This window comes from Streptomyces sp. NPDC096132, assembly GCF_044763345.1.
Taxonomy (GTDB): domain Bacteria; phylum Actinomycetota; class Actinomycetes; order Streptomycetales; family Streptomycetaceae; genus Streptomyces.
In genome coordinates this window covers 1-13,915 of record NZ_JBIWGA010000066.1, presented here as the reverse complement: position 1 = coordinate 13,915, position 13,915 = coordinate 1, and the positions used below count along the sequence as shown (strand labels likewise).

Here is a 13,915-nt window from a genome sequence, read left to right as displayed (position 1 = left end):
CCGGCTGCTGCCCGCGGCCGACGGCGGCACCGTTCCTTCCTACGCGGAACCGCAGGCGGCGGCCCGCGCGCTGGCCCACGCGGCCGGGCGTGCCGCCTGGCTGGCCCGGCCCGCCGGAGTCGTCCCCGCCCTCGACGACGTCGACACCGAGCGGGCCCGTACGGTCGTCGAGGACTATCTGGAGCGGGAGCCCGACGGCGGCTGGCTGGACCCGCGCACCTGCGCCGACCTGCTCGCCTGCTACGGCGTCCCGCAGATCCCGTGGGCCTGGGCCGAGAGCGAGGACGAGGCCGTGCTCGCCGCCGACCGGCTGCGCGGCTTCGACGGCCGGGTGGTGATGAAGGCCCACTGGCCCGGGCTCCTGCACAAGTCCGAGCAGCGTGCCGTCCATCTCGACCTGCGCGGCGACGCCCAGGTCCGGGCCGCGTTCCGTGATCTGGAGACCCGTTTCGCCGGGCTCATGACCGGAGTGGTCCTGCAACCCCTGGCCGCCCGCGGCACCGAACTGTTCGCGGGTGTCGTCCAGGACGAGGTCTTCGGCCCGCTCGTCCTGTTCGGGCTCGGCGGCACGGCCACCGAGGTCCTCGCCGACCACGCCGCCCGCCTCGCCCCGCTCACCGACCGTGACGTCCACGACCTGATCACCTCGCCGCGCTGCGCCCCGCTGCTGCTGGGCGCGAACGGAAACACCCCCGTCGACCTCGAAGAACTGGAACAGCTGCTCCTGCGGCTGTCCCGGATGGCGGCCGACCTGCCGCAGCTCGCCGAGGCCGACTTCAACCCCGTCCTGGCGACACCGGGCGGCGTCACCGTGCTCGACGCACGGATACGTATGGCGCCGCGCCGCCCCCAGGACCCCTATCTGCGCCGACTGCGCTGAGGAGGAACGGCCATGAGACACAACAAGGTCGGCTCCGTGATGACCACGGACGTCGTCCGCGCCGAGTACGGCACCCCCTTCAAGGAGGTCGCCCGGCTGCTCGCGACGCACCGGATCAGCGGACTGCCCGTCGTGGACGAGGACGACAAGGTCATCGGTGTCCTGTCCGAGACGGACCTGATGATGCACCAGGCGACCGCTCCCGACCCCTACGAGCCGAAGCACCGCACGCGGCTCGCCGAGCTGACGCCCGGCGCCAAGCGCCAGGCCGTCAAGGGCAAGGCCCGCACCGCCGGCGGGCTGATGACGGCACCGCCCGTCACCGTCCACGCCGACGACACCATCGTCCAGGCCGCCCGCACCATGACCCAGAAGCACGTGGAACGGCTCCCCGTCCTCGACGAGGAGGACCGGCTCGTCGGGATCGTCACCCGACGCGACCTCCTCCAGGTCTTCCTGCGGCCCGATCAGGAGATCCGCAACGAGGTGATCGAGGAAGTCCTGGTGCGCGCCCTGTGGCTGCCGCCGCGCGGCGTCGAGGTCTCCGTCACGGAGGGGATCGTCACGCTCACGGGGCACATGGAACGCAAGAGCGAGACCGAGATCGCTGTCGCCATGACCCGCCGGATCGACGGCGTGGTCGACGTGGTCGCCCACCTGACCTACCGGCTTGACGACGCTCGCCTGCGGGCCGAGGAACAGTCCCGGGCGATGCACGGCGTGGCCGACGACTGGCTGCGCCGCATGTGAAAGGAGGCGGACCGTCATGACCGGCACCGTGTTGGTCACCTACGGCACGACGAACGGATCCACGGCGGAGATCGCCGAAGCCGTCGCCGACGTGCTGCGCAAGGACGGACTGACCGTCGAGGCGCTTCCCGCCGGATCCGTGACGAGCGTGGCGCGCTACGACGGCGTCGTGGTCGGCGGAGCGCTCTACGCCGGGCGCTGGCACAAGGACGCGCGGCGGTTCGTCCGCCGCAACCGCCTCCTCCTTGCGCAGCGTCCGGTCTGGTTCTTCAGCAGCAGGCCGCTCGGCACCTCCGTGTCCGACCGGGACCTGCCGCCGGTACCCGGCGTGCGGCGGGCCATGAACCGGCTGGGCGTCCGGGACCACGTCACCTTCGGAGGACGTCTGGAGGAAGGTGCCAAAGGGTGGGTGGCCGGGATGATCCTCCGCTCCGGGAAGGGCGGCGATTTCCGCGACTTCGGCGTGATCGAGACATGGGCGAAGGGCGTCGCCGACGCAGTGACGCACAGTTAGGAAGGATCAGGAGGGATCAGGAGGGATCAGGAGGGATACGGCGGGGCTCCAGGCCGATCTGTGGCCCGGAGCCCCGAATCCGTCGCGCTGTCAGCTGGTCTTGTGGCCCCAGCGGGGTCCCACCTGGTCCCATTCCTTCCCCCACCCGTCGATGCGGCGGCGGTCGAGCCGCCACCGGACGACCGCTCCGCCACCGAACACCAGGCCGGCGAGGGCGGCGGCGGCCGCGGTGCCCAGCGCACCGGACTCGATGGCTGCCTCCGTGGAACTCGGTGGCGCGGTGGTGAGGCGGCCCTGGCCGTCCTGCCAGACCGTGACGCTGGTTCCGGCCTTGAGACCGGTGTCCACCAGGGTCCGTCCCGTACGGGGCGTGCCGTCGGACGCCGTCCAGCGCACCGTCGCCGTCCTGCGATCGGACGTGACGCCGACGGCGGTGGCGGCGCGGGGGACATCGTTCAGCAGCACGGCTCGGACGGGCTGCCGCTCTGCCCGCTGCTGTGCGAACACCTCGTCCGCGGCGTGAGAGGTCACCAGTCCGGCGGCGGTGCCGCCGGCGGCGAAGGCCGTCCACACGGCCAGCACGATCCAGGCCTCGACGATGTCGTCGCGTCGGCGCAGCGGGTTGTCCCGCCACCGCCACAACCGCTTCTTCGCGTACGTGCCACGGGCCATCGGTCCGCACCTCCTTCTCGTCGTCGTGGTGACACCTCCGAAGGTGACAGCCGAGACGCCGGCGGGGGATGGGCCGACCAGGCGTCACCGCAGGGCCACTCAGGACCAACCACGCAAGAGGGAAGGGCCGTTCAGCCCTGGACGCGGCGGTACCCGTCCGGCGTTCCCCCGAGGACCTTCGCCCCCTCCCGGGGGTGGGGAAGGGCGTCCATGCTCGAAGGAGGACGGGCCGTCCGACGCCCACGTGCGAGGAGGGCATCATGGAGAGCACACCATTCAGCGCCGCGCTCCTGGAGACCTGTGTCTCCGCCGCGGTGGCCGCACCCTCGATCCACAACACCCAGCCATGGCGCTTCGGTCTGGACTCCGGGACGGCGACGTTCGAGGTGCGTGCCGAACCCGGAAGAGGAATGCGGCATGTGGACCCGACAGGCCGGGCCCTGCTCCTCTCCGTGGGAGCGTGCGTGTTCAACCTCCGGGTCGCGCTGGCACATTTCGGCTGGTCACCCGTCACCAGTCTGCTGCCCAGCCCCGCCGACCCAGGCCTGCTCGCCACCGTTCGGCCGACCGGCCCCACTGCCCGGGAGGAGGACCAGGGGAGCGTGGATCTCTACGAGGCGATCTGGCGACGGCACAGCAGCCGTTTCCCGTTCACCAGCCGGCCGCTTCCCGAGGCGGTGCGTGAGGAGCTCGGCGCGGTGGCCCGCGCGGAAGGCGTGTTGCTGCGATTCCCGGAGGGGACGGACACGACCCGTCTGCTGAGGCTGACCGCGGAGGCCGAGCGACGCAACCGCCTCGACGCGGACCGTGCGGCCGAGGGCCGACGCTGGCTGCACCGGGACCTGGAACCGGCGCCCGACACCGGTCTGCCGCGAGCCGCGCTGGGGCCGCAGGACGCCTGGGAGCGAGTCCCGCTGCGCGATTTCACCGGGCAGAGGCATCCCGAACGGCTGATGGCGCGGCCCTTCGAATCGGCACCGGTCATCGCCCTGCTGACCACGACACACGACCGCCGGGTCGACTGGCTGCGCGCCGGGCAGGCCCTCGAACACGTGTGGCTCGTGGCGACGGCGTACGGCCTGCGCGTGTCACTGCTGCACCAGGCCGTCGAATGGGCCGACCTGCGCGATGCCCTGGTTGCCGCGCCCGACGGGATGGCGCATCCGCAGCTGCTCATGCGCCTCGGCTACGGACCGGAGGGACCGGCCACGCCCCGGCGCACACCGGGTCGGCGCCCGCGGTAGGCACTTCGGGCCACCCGGGGTGGATGTCGAAGGTGCCGGCCAGGCCCGTGCAGCGGAGGACCCGCCGGAACCGGGCGCTGTCCGTGACCAGCCGCAGCCGGCCGTGACGGGTCCGCGTGCGCTCCAGGGTCCGGCACAGCACGCCCAGACCGGCACAGTCGATGAAGGACACGGCACGCAGGTCGAGCACCAGATCAGGACCCGGACCGGCGGTCAGCGTGTCCAGCTGCGCCGTGAGCGCGGGCACCGCCAGGAGGTCGATCTCGCCCTGCAGGATCACGGCGGTCGCGCCACCGCTCGTGTGATGTGTGCGGTACGGCCTGGACCTCGTGTGGTTGGCGTCCATGGGGAGAGGAAAGCGGTGTCGGCGGGATGGGCGGAAGGGCCGTTCGGTCCCTGTTCGGGTGGGTCCGACAGTGCCTTTCGCCACCCCTGACGGGACCGTCCGGCAGGAGGGGGAGGAAGGACGACTCAAGCGGATCGGACGACCGGCGGACAAGCTGGAGGAGTGAGGCAACCCCGTCAGGCACGCGGAGGATGGTGAGGAGCGTCATGAAGGGCTATGTGTTCCACGGTCCCGGGCAGTCCGCCTGGGAGGACGTCCCGGACCCGGCCGTCAAGGAAACCACCGACGCCGTCGTACGGATCGGCGCCGTCACGATCTGCGGCACGGACCTGCACATCCTCAAGGGCGACGTCCCCGAGGTGCGCCCGGGCACGGTCCTCGGCCACGAGGCGGTCGGCGAGATCGTCGAGGTGGGCAGCGACGTGCGGACTGTGCGTCCCGGCGACCGGGTGCTGGTGTCCTGCATCAGCTCCTGTGGTCGCTGCCGCTTCTGCCGGGACGGCATGTACGGCCAGTGCCGCGGCGGTGGCGGCTGGATCCTCGGCCACCTGATCGACGGGACCCAGGCCGAGTACGTCCGTGTCCCCTACGCCGACCTGTCCGTGCACGCGCTGCCCGGCGCGGTCGAGAGCAAGGACGCCGTCCTGCTGGCGGACATCTTCCCGACCTCCTACGAGGTCGGCGTCCTCAACGGACGGGTCCGCCCGGGCGACACCGTCGCCGTCGTCGGGGCCGGTCCCATCGGCCTCGCCGCGATCGCCACCGCGCGCCTGTTCGCGCCCGAGCGGATCGTCGCCGTCGACCTGGCAGCCGCCCGGCTGGAGGCCGCCAAGCGGCTCGGCGCCGACGCCGTGGCCGACGCCGCCGAGGACCCGGAGCAGCTGATCGCCGACCTCACCGACGGGCTCGGCGCGGACGTGGTCATCGAGGCGGTCGGCGTGCCGGAGAGCTTCGAGCTGTGCACCCGCATGGTGCGGCCCGGCGGCCATGTGGCCAACATCGGTGTCCACGGCAGGCCCGCCACACTGCATCTCGAAGACCTGTGGATCAAGAACGTGACCATCACCACCGGGCTGGTGGACACCCACTCCACCCCCACCCTGCTGCGCATGGCGGCCGCCGGCCGGCTGCCCACCGCTCAGCTGGTCACCCACACCTTCCCCCTCGAGCACATGGAGGAGGCGTACGACGTCTTCGCCCGGGCCGGCGACACCGGAGCCCTGAAGGTGGTGCTCGGCGGGCAGCCGCACGACGAGGTCGCCGTTCGGGCGGCCTGACGGGACGGCTGTCCGGCGGGCCACCGCGTTCACCGGGCCGGGCAGGGCCGAGGCGCCGCGCTGCCGCGCAGTCCGAGCAGGGCCTGTCTCGGGAAGCCGGGGACCGATGGTCCCTGGCTGGGGACACGGGTGCCGTTCGACGATGGACGGTGCCATTACCGCGATGTCAGCCAAGAGACGAGAAGGACGATGGACGCCAACGACGGATTCCGCGAACTCGACCGGCAGGAGTGTCTGGGTCTGCTGGCCAAGGTGTCCGTGGGGCGCATCGTGTACACGCGACGGGCGCTGCCGGCCGTTCTGCCGGTCAACTTCCGTCTGGACCGCGACGGCGCGGTGCTGGTGCGGATGTCGGCCTCCTCCGACCTCGTGAGCGCGGTCGACGGAGCGGTGGTCGCCTTCGAGGCCGACGAGGTCGACACCGCCCGTCACGCCGGCTGGAGCGTCGTGGTCACGGGAGCGGCCGCCGTGGTGACCGACCCCGCCGAACACGCCAGGCTGCTGCGCAGCGGACCGCTTTCCTGGGCGCCGGCGCCGCGGGAAGTGTTCGTACGCATCGACCCGGAGCTGGTCACCGGACGCGCACTCGTCGGCGGACGCACCCCGTACGGCGTGCGCCTCCCCTCCTGAGCCGAACGGCCCTTGGAAGAAGGGCCGTTCGGCGTTTCCAGGAGTTCTCCCGGCTGCTGCCCGCAGTGACGACGCGCGAGGAGCATCGTCCGAGGGGGCGGTGCGTTCGTCGAGCGCCGCGCCCGCCACACCTCCACTCGAGACTCGAGGAAAGGACAGGCACGGCCATGACTGCGCATCACATAGTCGTCGGAGTCGACGGCTCTCTCGTTTCCGTCAGGGCTTTGGACTGGGCCGCGGCCGAAGCCATACGGCACGGCACCGCTCTGCGCGTGCTGTACGCGGTTCCCGACCTCGACGAGGCCGCACCGGTCCTGGGTTCCGCTGTGGCGCGCGTCCATGCACGGCATCCGGAACTGCTGGTGGGCACCGTCGTGGCCCAGGGCGGTGCGGTGCGCGCGTTGGCACGCGAGAGCGCGGACGCGGACCTCACCGTCGTCGGAACCCGTGGCATGGGCGCGTTGACAGGGCCGGCCTTCGGGTCGGTGAGTCTGAGGCTGGCCGCGCTCGCTCGGGGACCGCTCCTGGTGGTTCGTGGGGACCATCCGTGCGACGACGGCCGGGACGTGCTGCTCGGCCTGGCGGACGACACGGACCCGCGGGCGGCGGCGTACGCCTTCCAGGAGGCGGAGCGGCGCGGGACGGGTCTCCGAGTCGTGCACTGTCCGAGTCATCGGCACCTCACCCCCGAACTTCCCTCCCTGGTGCCGGCGAGCAGCCCGGGGCAGGAACGGCAGGCCAGGGAGGCCCGAGCGGAGGAGGCCGTGCCGCGGTACGCCCTCACCCGTCTGCAGGACCGGCACCCCGACGTCAGGGTGGAGATCCGCACGGTCCGTGCCGCTCCCACGGACGAACTGCAGGCGGCGACCCAGGAGGCCGCGGTCGTCGTCATCGGCGCCCACCGCCGTACGGGCGTGCTCGGCCCGCGGCTGGGCCCGGTCGTCCACACACTGCTGCACCGGGCGCACTGCCCGGTGGTCGTCGTTCCCCATGGATGACCTGCCCGCCGTTCAGGCCGACGGGGGCGGACCGTGGGCTGCGAGGCGAAACCCGGTGATCAGAGCGGGGCTGATACGCACGGCGTGATCCATCGTCTGCGACACCCACGGACGCAGCAAGGACCGAAAGCAAGCGAGTTCCCGCGGGTCGGTGACCAGCCGCGCAAAGCCAGTGACGACCACGCTCCATCCCAGGTGGGTGTCGGGGTCGATGTCGTCGGCCTCGTAGGCGACGACGACTCCCTCACCGCCGGTGTGCCGGGTGTAGTGGGTCAGCGTGGCGTCACCGTGGGTGCGGATGACGATGTCGCCGTCGATCAGGACGTGGTTGACGGGCCGGACGGTCGGCAGCGCATGCCGGGTGAAGACGATCCGCCCCAGGGACACACTGCCCAGAAGCCGCAGCGCCTCGGCGACGTCCAGCTCGACACTTGTCCGCGGTTCCGAGGTGTTCGGCTGGTCGTCGCCTGTCGTGGCAGGTGTCCGATTCGTCTTCGTCGGGTCGGTCACAGTTCTCCGTCTCGCGCGGTCACGCGTGGGCCTGAGCCATTCGAACCGTACGGAATTTTCCCGCGCCAGGGCCGTTCGGCCCCGGCCGACGTCCGATGGTCCCCGGCCGTAGTGGACGACCTTCCGGGAGCGAGGTGACCTCACCGGGCGTGTACAGGCGAGGGACCGGAGCGGACCGTGGGCGGGAGTCTCGGCGGTCACCGGCGATGCATGGTCTCCAGGGCGGCGGCCAGCACACGCGGGTCGTGGTGCCCCTTGTAGACCTCCGGCGGCCGCTTCTCCAGTTTCAGCAGCTGCACCACCGCCGTCCAGGCGGTGCGTACGGAGTACTCGACGGTGAAGACCACGTCGTCGGGCACCTCGGCGAACTGCCCGATGAAGGCGAGGTTGACCGACCCCTCCGGCACCACCCGGGGCCGGTCGTCGCGGCGGCGCGCCAGGAACTGGCTGGTGATGTACGGCATCACGCAGGGCACGACGGTGGAGGTCTCCAGGACCCGCGCGGCCGTGCGCTCGTCGAAGGGGAGGTGGTGCAGGATCTCTTCGAGGATCTCCCGGCCGGTGCACAGGGTCATCGGCTTGGGGGTGTGGTGGCCGGCGCGGTCGGGGAACAGGCCGTAGCCCCACCAGACGGAGGCGTCCTCGGGCTGGTCGCGGTAGACGGGCTGCCGGTTGGCGACGACGGTGAGCAGCCAGGGGGAGTCGGTGAAGGTCATCAGGCCGCCCCTGCCGGCCGGGCGCCGGCTGAACTGCTCGAGTGCCTCCAGGAAGGCGGGGTCCTTGGCGGTGACGGTGAACGACTCCCAGCGGGACTCCTTGACGTGCTTGTCGAAGGCGGCCGGGTTGCCGAAGTTCTCACGGCCGCGGGCCAGCCGGTGCCACAGCAGCCAGGCGTCCGACCGCTGCGGAGCGGGCGGCGGCGCACTGGTGTGCGAGCCGAGGCTGGAGGCGTCGGTCATGGAGCCGTTGGTGACGAGGACCAGGTCGTCGGGCGCGACGGCGATCTTCTCGTCGTGGCCGTTCCGGCTGAGGTGGATGGTGTCGACGGTGCCGCTGTGGATGCCGGGGGTGAACCCGAGGTCGGTGACCCGGCAGCCGGTGTGGATCGTGACGCCGTGCTCGCGGAGCCAGGCCGTCAGGGGCCGCACGATGGAGTCGTGCTGGTTGTAGCGGGTCCGGTGGATGCCTGACATGGACGCGAACTCGGGGAACAGGTGGATGAAGCGCCTGAGGTAGCGGCGGAACTCGATGGCGCTGTGCCAGGGCTGGAAGGCGAACGTGGTGCACCACATGAACCAGAAGTTGGTGGTGAAGAAGTGTTCGCCGAAGCAGTCGGTGATCCGCTTGTCGTCCAGGTGCCCCTCGGGGGTGGCCAGACAGCGGGCCAGCTCCAGCCGGTCGCGCTCGGAGAACCCCATCGACGTCGTGTCGACGATCTTGCCGTCCCCGTCGACGAGCCTCGCGACGTCGTCCCAGGCGAACTCCTCGTGCCCGGCGAGGATCTCCTCGGTCACGGAGACGGCCGGGTCGTCGAGGGTGGGGATGCCGGACAGCAGGTCGTACGTGCAGCGGAACTCCGCCTCGAACATCCGCCCGCCGCGCATGGTGTAGCCCGCGTCCGGTGCGCCGCCCGCGTCCAGGCTGCCGCCGAGCGTCCGCTGTTCCTCGAAGAGATGGATGTCGGATCCCTCGAAACCGCCGTCGCGGATCAGGAACGTCGCCGCGGCGAGTGCCGCGATGCCGCTGCCCACCAGATATGCCTTCGTCATCACACAACTCCTCGTGTTCGTGGGGGGATCGGGATCCGTGCGGTCCACGGTGTCCCGCGGTCCACGGTGTCCCGCAGTCCGCGGTCGTGTCAGTGGGCCGCCCGGCACCCGATCGGCCCGGACGGCCCTCGACGCGGGTCCCGGCGGTCCCGTCGTGGACCATGACCGCCGGGACCCGCTGTCGCTGCGGAATCACGCCGTCCGGGAATCCTCGGCCGCGCCGCCGGGGCGTGCGGCGGGAACCTGCAGCCCGCCTCCACCGCGCCACGGCGGGACCGTCGTCCGGTGTCCGTTGTCCCAGGACCGGGCGGCCTTGTCGGTCTGGCGGCGCAGCCGGTCCTGGAGCTGATCGACGACCTCCGTGCCGGTGGCCTCCTCGGCGAGGACGACCACAGGCCGTCCCCCGATGCGCAGGTCGGCCGTGGCCGACCAGGGGCGGCCGGCGTGATGGGCGGCCGCCCGGACGATGCGGACCTCGCCGGTGACGGCGGGCAGTCCCGGCCGGGTGACGACGGCGTCGATCTTCGTACGGGCGTACGCCAGGGTCTCCTCGTCCACGGCGCCCTCGGAGCGCAGCCGGACCAGGGGGGTCTCCTGGGTGTGTTCGGTGGTCATGCCGGGTCCTTCCTTCGAGACGGCGGTGGCTTTCGGTGTGGTTCAGGCCGCGGTGTCGGGCAGTGCCAGGTCGGGTCCGAAGACCTCGTGGCGGATGCACCGGGCGGGCACCCCATGGCGGAGCAGCTGTTCGCGCACCTCGCGTATGAAGGGCAGCGGTCCGCACAGGAACACCGTGGCGTTGTCCGGGAGTTCGGTGTCGCCCGGATCCATCAGGCCGGTACGGGCGTCGGGCCGTAGTAGGCCGCCCGCATCAGCTCGCGCATGTCGTCGAGCATCGGCATCCGGGGGTTGGCGGGCGCGCACTGGTCGTCGTAGGCGTTGAGGGCCTGCTGGGGCAGCGCGTCGAGGAAGGTCTGCTCGTCGACGCCGAGGGCCCGGAACGTCGGCTCGATGCCGACGGAGTCCCGGAGCCGCTCCACCGCCGAGGCGAGGGACTCGACACCCTCGGCCGGGGTGGCGGCGGGCAGACCCAGGGCGCGGGCGATGTCCTGGAAGCGTTCCGGGGCGCGGTAGTTCTCGTACTTGGGCCAGCCGGTGAGCTTCGTGGGGACGGTGCCGTTGTAGCGGATGACGTGCGGCAGCAGGACGGCGTTGGTGCGGCCGTGCGCGATGTGGAAGGTGGCGCCGAGGGTGTGGGACATGGCGTGGACGATGCCGAGGAAGGCGTTGCCGAAGGCCATGCCCGCGATGGTGCCGGCGTTGTGCATCTTCTCCCGGGCCCGCTCACTCGCCCGTCGGTCGTTGACCGCCGCTTCGATGTTCTCGAAGATCAACCGGATCGCGTGCAGGGCGAGGCCGTCGGTGAAGTCGTTGGCGTATACGGACACATAGGACTCGATGGCGTGGGTGAGCGCGTCGAACCCGCTGTCGGCGGCCAGGGCGCGGGGCAGCCCGGTGGTGAGCAGCGGGTCGACGATGGCGACGCTGGGGGTGAGCGCGTAGTCGGCCAGCGGGTACTTCTTGCCGGTGGCGGGGTCGGAGATGACGGCGAACGGGGTCACCTCGGCGCCGGTGCCCGAGGTGGTGGGGATGCACACGAGCCGGGCCAGCTTGCCGAGGACCGGGAAGCGGAAGGCGCGCTTGCGGATGTCGGAGAACTTGTGCCGCATGTCGGCGAAGTCGACGTCCTTGCCTTCGGCCTGCTGCTCGTAGAGCAGCCACATCACCTTGGCCGCGTCCATGGGGGAGCCGCCGCCGAGGGCGATGATGGTGTCGGGCCGGAAGTCGCCCATGAGCCGGGCCCCGCGCCGGACGGAGTCGATGCTCGGCTCGGGCTCGACACCGTCGATGACCTGGACGGTGACCGGTTCACGGCGCCGCCGCAGTACGCGCTCCACCCGGTCGACCAGTCCCAGGCGGGTCATCGTCGCGTCGGTGACGATGGTCACGCGGTGGACGTCCGGCATCGAGGCGAGGTAGCGGATGGACTGCGGCTCGAAGTAGATCTTCGGCGGGACCTTGAACCACTGCAGGTTGTTGCGGCGCACCGAGACCCTCTTGACGTTCAGCAGCTGGGCGGCGGAGACGTTGTTCGACACGGACGTGCTGCCCCAGGAGCCGCAGCCCAGGGTCAGCGACGGCAGCAGGCTGTTGTAGATCCCGCCGATGGCACCCTGCGAGGAGGGTGCGTTGACGATGATGCGTACGGTCTTCATACGGCGGCCGTACGCTTCGGCGAGTTCGGGGTCGCCGGTGTGGATGACGGCGCTGTGGCCCTGTCCGTGGAAGGCGACCATGTCGGCGGCGAGGTCGAAGCCCTGCTGCTCGGAGCCGGCCCGCAGGACGGCGAGGACCGGGCAGAGCTTCTCGCGGGTGAGGGGCTCGTCGGGGCCGACCCGGTCGGCCTCGACCAGGATGAGGGAGGTGTCGGCCGGCACGGTGAAGCCTGCCTGCTCGGCGATCCAGGCCGGGCTCTGCCCGACGGCCGCGGAGTTGACCTTGGGCTCGCAGCCCGCGCCCGCGGCACCGACGGGGAACAGGTACGTCTCCAGCTTCGCCTTCTCCTCGGCGGTGGCCAAGTGGGCGTGCAGCGTGCGGAACTCGGCGAGGACCGCGTCGTAGATCTCCTCGTCCAGGATGACGGCCTGCTCGGAGGCGCAGATCATGCCGTTGTCGAACGCCTTGGACAGCACCAGGTCGTTGACGGCCCGGCGGACGTCGGCGCTGCGGTGGACGTAGGCGGGAACGTTGCCGGCCCCGACGCCCAGGGCGGGCTTGCCGGCCGAGTAGGCGGCCTTGACCATGGCGTTGCCGCCGGTGGCGAGGATGAGGGAGACACCCGGGTGCCTCATCAGGGCACCGGTGGCCTCGACGGACGGGGTCTCGATCCACTGCACGCAGTGCTCCGGCGCACCCGCCGCGACCGCCGCGTCCCGCACGACACGGGCCGCCTCCGTGCTGCACCGCTGGGCGGAGGGATGGAAGGCGAACACCACCGGGTTGCGCGTCTTGAGCGCCATCAGTGCCTTGAAGACCGTGGTGGAGGTCGGGTTGGTGACGGGCGTGACCGCGCACACCACCCCGACGGGCTCCGCCACCTCGGTCATGTCGTCGATGTCGTCACGGGCGATGACACCGACGGTCTTCATCGGGCCCATGCTGTGCGTGACGTACTCGCAGGCGAACATGTTCTTGGCGGCCTTGTCCTCGAAGACACCGCGTCCGGTCTCCTCCACCGCGAGCCGCGCCAGCGCGGTGTGCTGGTCCAGGGCGGCGACCGAGGCCTTCTTCACGATGTGGTCCACCTGCTCCTGATCGAGCGCCTCGTAGTCGGCCAGTGCCTTGAGCCCGTCGGTCACCAGGCGGTCCACCGCCACGGCGATGTCGGACGGCGCCCCGGCGGGGTCGGTGGTCGCGGTGCGGTCCTCGTGGCGGGTCATGGGGGCGGGCCTCCGTCGTCGAGAGGGGGACGCCGCACGGGCGGCGGCGCGGAAAGGGTGACCTTGCGGGGGAGGGGGTACCGCTCCCGGCAGCAGCGTCTCCCGTCAACAGGGCCCGGGAGCAGGTCCCGTTGGTCCCTTCGGAGGGCTGATCAGTCCCGGAACCGAGGGGCCGGGTGTCCCGCCGGGCAGGCTCCGGCCGGGCTGGGGACCGGGGGCGGGACCTGCCGGGGAACGGTGAGTGTCGTCGACCCGGTAGCTCAGGCTGTTGACGACACCGACCACGCCGTCGACCCGGTACGTCAGCCGGATCGCGAGCGGAATGTCGCTGCGATGGCGCACGGCCCCTTCCAGCGTGGCCACGCCGTCCCGGACCGAGACGGTCACACTGTGGGCCGGCAGCCCGAGGGCGCGGGTCACCACCTCGTCCTGGACCTCCCGGCCGATCTCCTCGTCCGTGCGCAGGAAGACCCGCAACAGGTCGCGCCGGGTGGCGATGCCGATCAGCCGGTCCTCCTCGTCCACCACCGGCAGCCGCTCCACGCCGTGACGCTCCATCACACGGGCGGCATCCGCGACGCGTTGTTCCGGATGCACGGTGATCGCGGGCGTCGACATCAGCTCTTCCGCTGTGCTGGAGCGGGCGACGGCATCCGCGCGACGCGTGGAACGGTGCCGCGGGCGCATCTGGAACCGTCGTTCCCGCCTGCCTGCGGACCGGGTTGCCTGGCGGCGTATCAGATCGGTCTCGGAGATCACCCCCACGACCTTGTCGTCGTCGTCCACGACGGGCAGTCCGCTGATCCGGTGCCGGTCCAGCAGTCGCAC

At 71.5% G+C, this 13,915-nt stretch carries 15 protein-coding genes; 7 read left to right on the top strand and 8 right to left on the bottom strand.

Annotation, left to right across the window (positions count from 1 at the left end; translation table 11 throughout):
• The 3 genes from ACIRF9_RS51970 to ACIRF9_RS51960 form a co-directional block, all read left to right on the top strand.
• A partial coding sequence (locus ACIRF9_RS51970) for an acetate--CoA ligase family protein (RefSeq protein ID WP_403837568.1) occupies positions 1 to 880 on the top strand: 880 nt, incomplete at its 5' end.
• 12 nt (positions 881 to 892) lie between these two features.
• Positions 893 to 1,630 carry a CBS domain-containing protein gene (locus ACIRF9_RS51965; RefSeq protein WP_403837566.1) on the top strand — a complete coding sequence of 246 codons (738 nt, stop codon included), beginning with the start codon at positions 893 to 895 and terminating at the stop codon, positions 1,628 to 1,630.
• Positions 1,631 to 1,646: 16 nt separating this feature from the next.
• Positions 1,647 to 2,144 carry a flavodoxin domain-containing protein gene (locus tag ACIRF9_RS51960; RefSeq protein WP_403837564.1) on the top strand — a complete coding sequence of 166 codons (498 nt, stop codon included), beginning with the start codon at positions 1,647 to 1,649 and terminating at the stop codon, positions 2,142 to 2,144.
• A 90-nt stretch (positions 2,145 to 2,234) separates the two neighbouring features.
• On the opposite strand, the gene ACIRF9_RS51955 is transcribed toward ACIRF9_RS51960, so the two are convergent.
• A complete protein-coding gene (locus ACIRF9_RS51955; RefSeq protein ID WP_403837562.1) occupies positions 2,235 to 2,816 on the bottom strand; it encodes a hypothetical protein in 582 nt (193 codons plus the stop codon).
• 260 nt (positions 2,817 to 3,076) lie between these two features.
• Between ACIRF9_RS51955 and ACIRF9_RS51950 the strand changes: the two genes are divergently transcribed.
• Positions 3,077 to 4,060 carry an Acg family FMN-binding oxidoreductase gene (locus ACIRF9_RS51950; RefSeq protein ID WP_403837560.1) on the top strand — a complete coding sequence of 328 codons (984 nt, stop codon included), beginning with the start codon at positions 3,077 to 3,079 and terminating at the stop codon, positions 4,058 to 4,060.
• On the opposite strand, the gene ACIRF9_RS51945 is transcribed toward ACIRF9_RS51950, so the two are convergent.
• Positions 3,990 to 4,406 carry an STAS domain-containing protein gene (locus ACIRF9_RS51945; protein ID WP_403837558.1) on the bottom strand — a complete coding sequence of 139 codons (417 nt, stop codon included), beginning with the start codon at positions 4,404 to 4,406 and terminating at the stop codon, positions 3,990 to 3,992. The two genes, ACIRF9_RS51950 and ACIRF9_RS51945, sit on opposite strands and share 71 nt — an antisense overlap.
• Positions 4,407 to 4,612: 206 nt before the next feature.
• Here ACIRF9_RS51945 and ACIRF9_RS51940 point away from each other — a divergent pair, with 206 nt between their 5' ends.
• The 3 genes from ACIRF9_RS51940 to ACIRF9_RS51930 all read left to right on the top strand — a co-directional run bounded on the left by ACIRF9_RS51940 (position 4,613) and on the right by ACIRF9_RS51930 (position 7,311).
• On the top strand, positions 4,613 to 5,683 hold the full coding sequence (locus tag ACIRF9_RS51940; protein WP_403837556.1) for a zinc-dependent alcohol dehydrogenase family protein: 1,071 nt from the start codon (positions 4,613 to 4,615) through the stop codon (positions 5,681 to 5,683).
• A 189-nt stretch (positions 5,684 to 5,872) separates the two neighbouring features.
• Positions 5,873 to 6,313, top strand: coding sequence for a pyridoxamine 5'-phosphate oxidase family protein (locus tag ACIRF9_RS51935; RefSeq protein ID WP_403837554.1), 441 nt, complete (start codon positions 5,873 to 5,875; stop codon positions 6,311 to 6,313).
• A 167-nt stretch (positions 6,314 to 6,480) separates the two neighbouring features.
• Complete coding sequence (locus ACIRF9_RS51930; RefSeq protein WP_403837552.1) at positions 6,481 to 7,311, top strand: universal stress protein; 831 nt, start codon at positions 6,481 to 6,483, stop codon at positions 7,309 to 7,311.
• Between the two features lie 12 nt (positions 7,312 to 7,323).
• Here the strand turns inward: ACIRF9_RS51930 and ACIRF9_RS51925 are convergent, their stop codons facing one another.
• The 6 genes from ACIRF9_RS51925 to ACIRF9_RS51900 all read right to left on the bottom strand — a co-directional run.
• Positions 7,324 to 7,821 carry a pyridoxamine 5'-phosphate oxidase family protein gene (locus ACIRF9_RS51925; RefSeq protein WP_403837550.1) on the bottom strand — a complete coding sequence of 166 codons (498 nt, stop codon included), beginning with the start codon at positions 7,819 to 7,821 and terminating at the stop codon, positions 7,324 to 7,326.
• Between the two features lie 197 nt (positions 7,822 to 8,018).
• Positions 8,019 to 9,590: an oleate hydratase gene (locus ACIRF9_RS51920; protein ID WP_403837548.1), complete on the bottom strand. Its 1,572-nt coding sequence runs from the start codon at positions 9,588 to 9,590 to the stop codon at positions 8,019 to 8,021.
• A 192-nt stretch (positions 9,591 to 9,782) separates the two neighbouring features.
• Positions 9,783 to 10,205 (bottom strand): hypothetical protein, encoded by a 423-nt coding sequence (locus ACIRF9_RS51915; protein WP_403837546.1) that lies wholly within the window; start codon positions 10,203 to 10,205, stop codon positions 9,783 to 9,785.
• 42 nt (positions 10,206 to 10,247) lie between these two features.
• Entirely contained in the window at positions 10,248 to 10,418 is a 171-nt protein-coding gene (locus ACIRF9_RS51910; RefSeq protein WP_403837544.1) for a hypothetical protein, read from the bottom strand.
• A complete protein-coding gene (gene adhE, locus ACIRF9_RS51905; RefSeq protein ID WP_403837542.1) occupies positions 10,418 to 13,087 on the bottom strand; it encodes a bifunctional acetaldehyde-CoA/alcohol dehydrogenase in 2,670 nt (889 codons plus the stop codon). The genes ACIRF9_RS51910 and adhE overlap by 1 nt, the downstream gene beginning before the upstream one ends.
• Positions 13,088 to 13,192: 105 nt before the next feature.
• On the bottom strand, positions 13,193 to 13,915 hold a 723-nt coding region (locus ACIRF9_RS51900; RefSeq protein WP_403837540.1), incomplete at its 5' end, for a CBS domain-containing protein.

Bases quoted from the DNA above. Each gene is read 5' to 3' on its own strand.
- ACIRF9_RS51965 (WP_403837566.1), top strand. From the start codon at position 893: ATGAGACACAACAAGGTCGGCTCCGTGATGACCACGGACGTCGTCCGC.
- ACIRF9_RS51960 (WP_403837564.1), top strand. From the start codon at position 1,647: ATGACCGGCACCGTGTTGGTCACCTACGGCACGACGAACGGATCCACG.
- ACIRF9_RS51955 (WP_403837562.1), bottom strand. From the start codon at position 2,816: ATGGCCCGTGGCACGTACGCGAAGAAGCGGTTGTGGCGGTGGCGGGAC.
- ACIRF9_RS51950 (WP_403837560.1), top strand. From the start codon at position 3,077: ATGGAGAGCACACCATTCAGCGCCGCGCTCCTGGAGACCTGTGTCTCC.
- ACIRF9_RS51945 (WP_403837558.1), bottom strand. From the start codon at position 4,406: ATGGACGCCAACCACACGAGGTCCAGGCCGTACCGCACACATCACACG.
- ACIRF9_RS51940 (WP_403837556.1), top strand. From the start codon at position 4,613: ATGAAGGGCTATGTGTTCCACGGTCCCGGGCAGTCCGCCTGGGAGGAC.
- ACIRF9_RS51935 (WP_403837554.1), top strand. From the start codon at position 5,873: ATGGACGCCAACGACGGATTCCGCGAACTCGACCGGCAGGAGTGTCTG.
- ACIRF9_RS51930 (WP_403837552.1), top strand. From the start codon at position 6,481: ATGACTGCGCATCACATAGTCGTCGGAGTCGACGGCTCTCTCGTTTCC.
- ACIRF9_RS51920 (WP_403837548.1), bottom strand. From the start codon at position 9,590: ATGACGAAGGCATATCTGGTGGGCAGCGGCATCGCGGCACTCGCCGCG.
- ACIRF9_RS51915 (WP_403837546.1), bottom strand. From the start codon at position 10,205: ATGACCACCGAACACACCCAGGAGACCCCCCTGGTCCGGCTGCGCTCC.
- ACIRF9_RS51910 (WP_403837544.1), bottom strand. From the start codon at position 10,418: ATGGATCCGGGCGACACCGAACTCCCGGACAACGCCACGGTGTTCCTG.
- adhE (WP_403837542.1), bottom strand. From the start codon at position 13,087: ATGACCCGCCACGAGGACCGCACCGCGACCACCGACCCCGCCGGGGCG.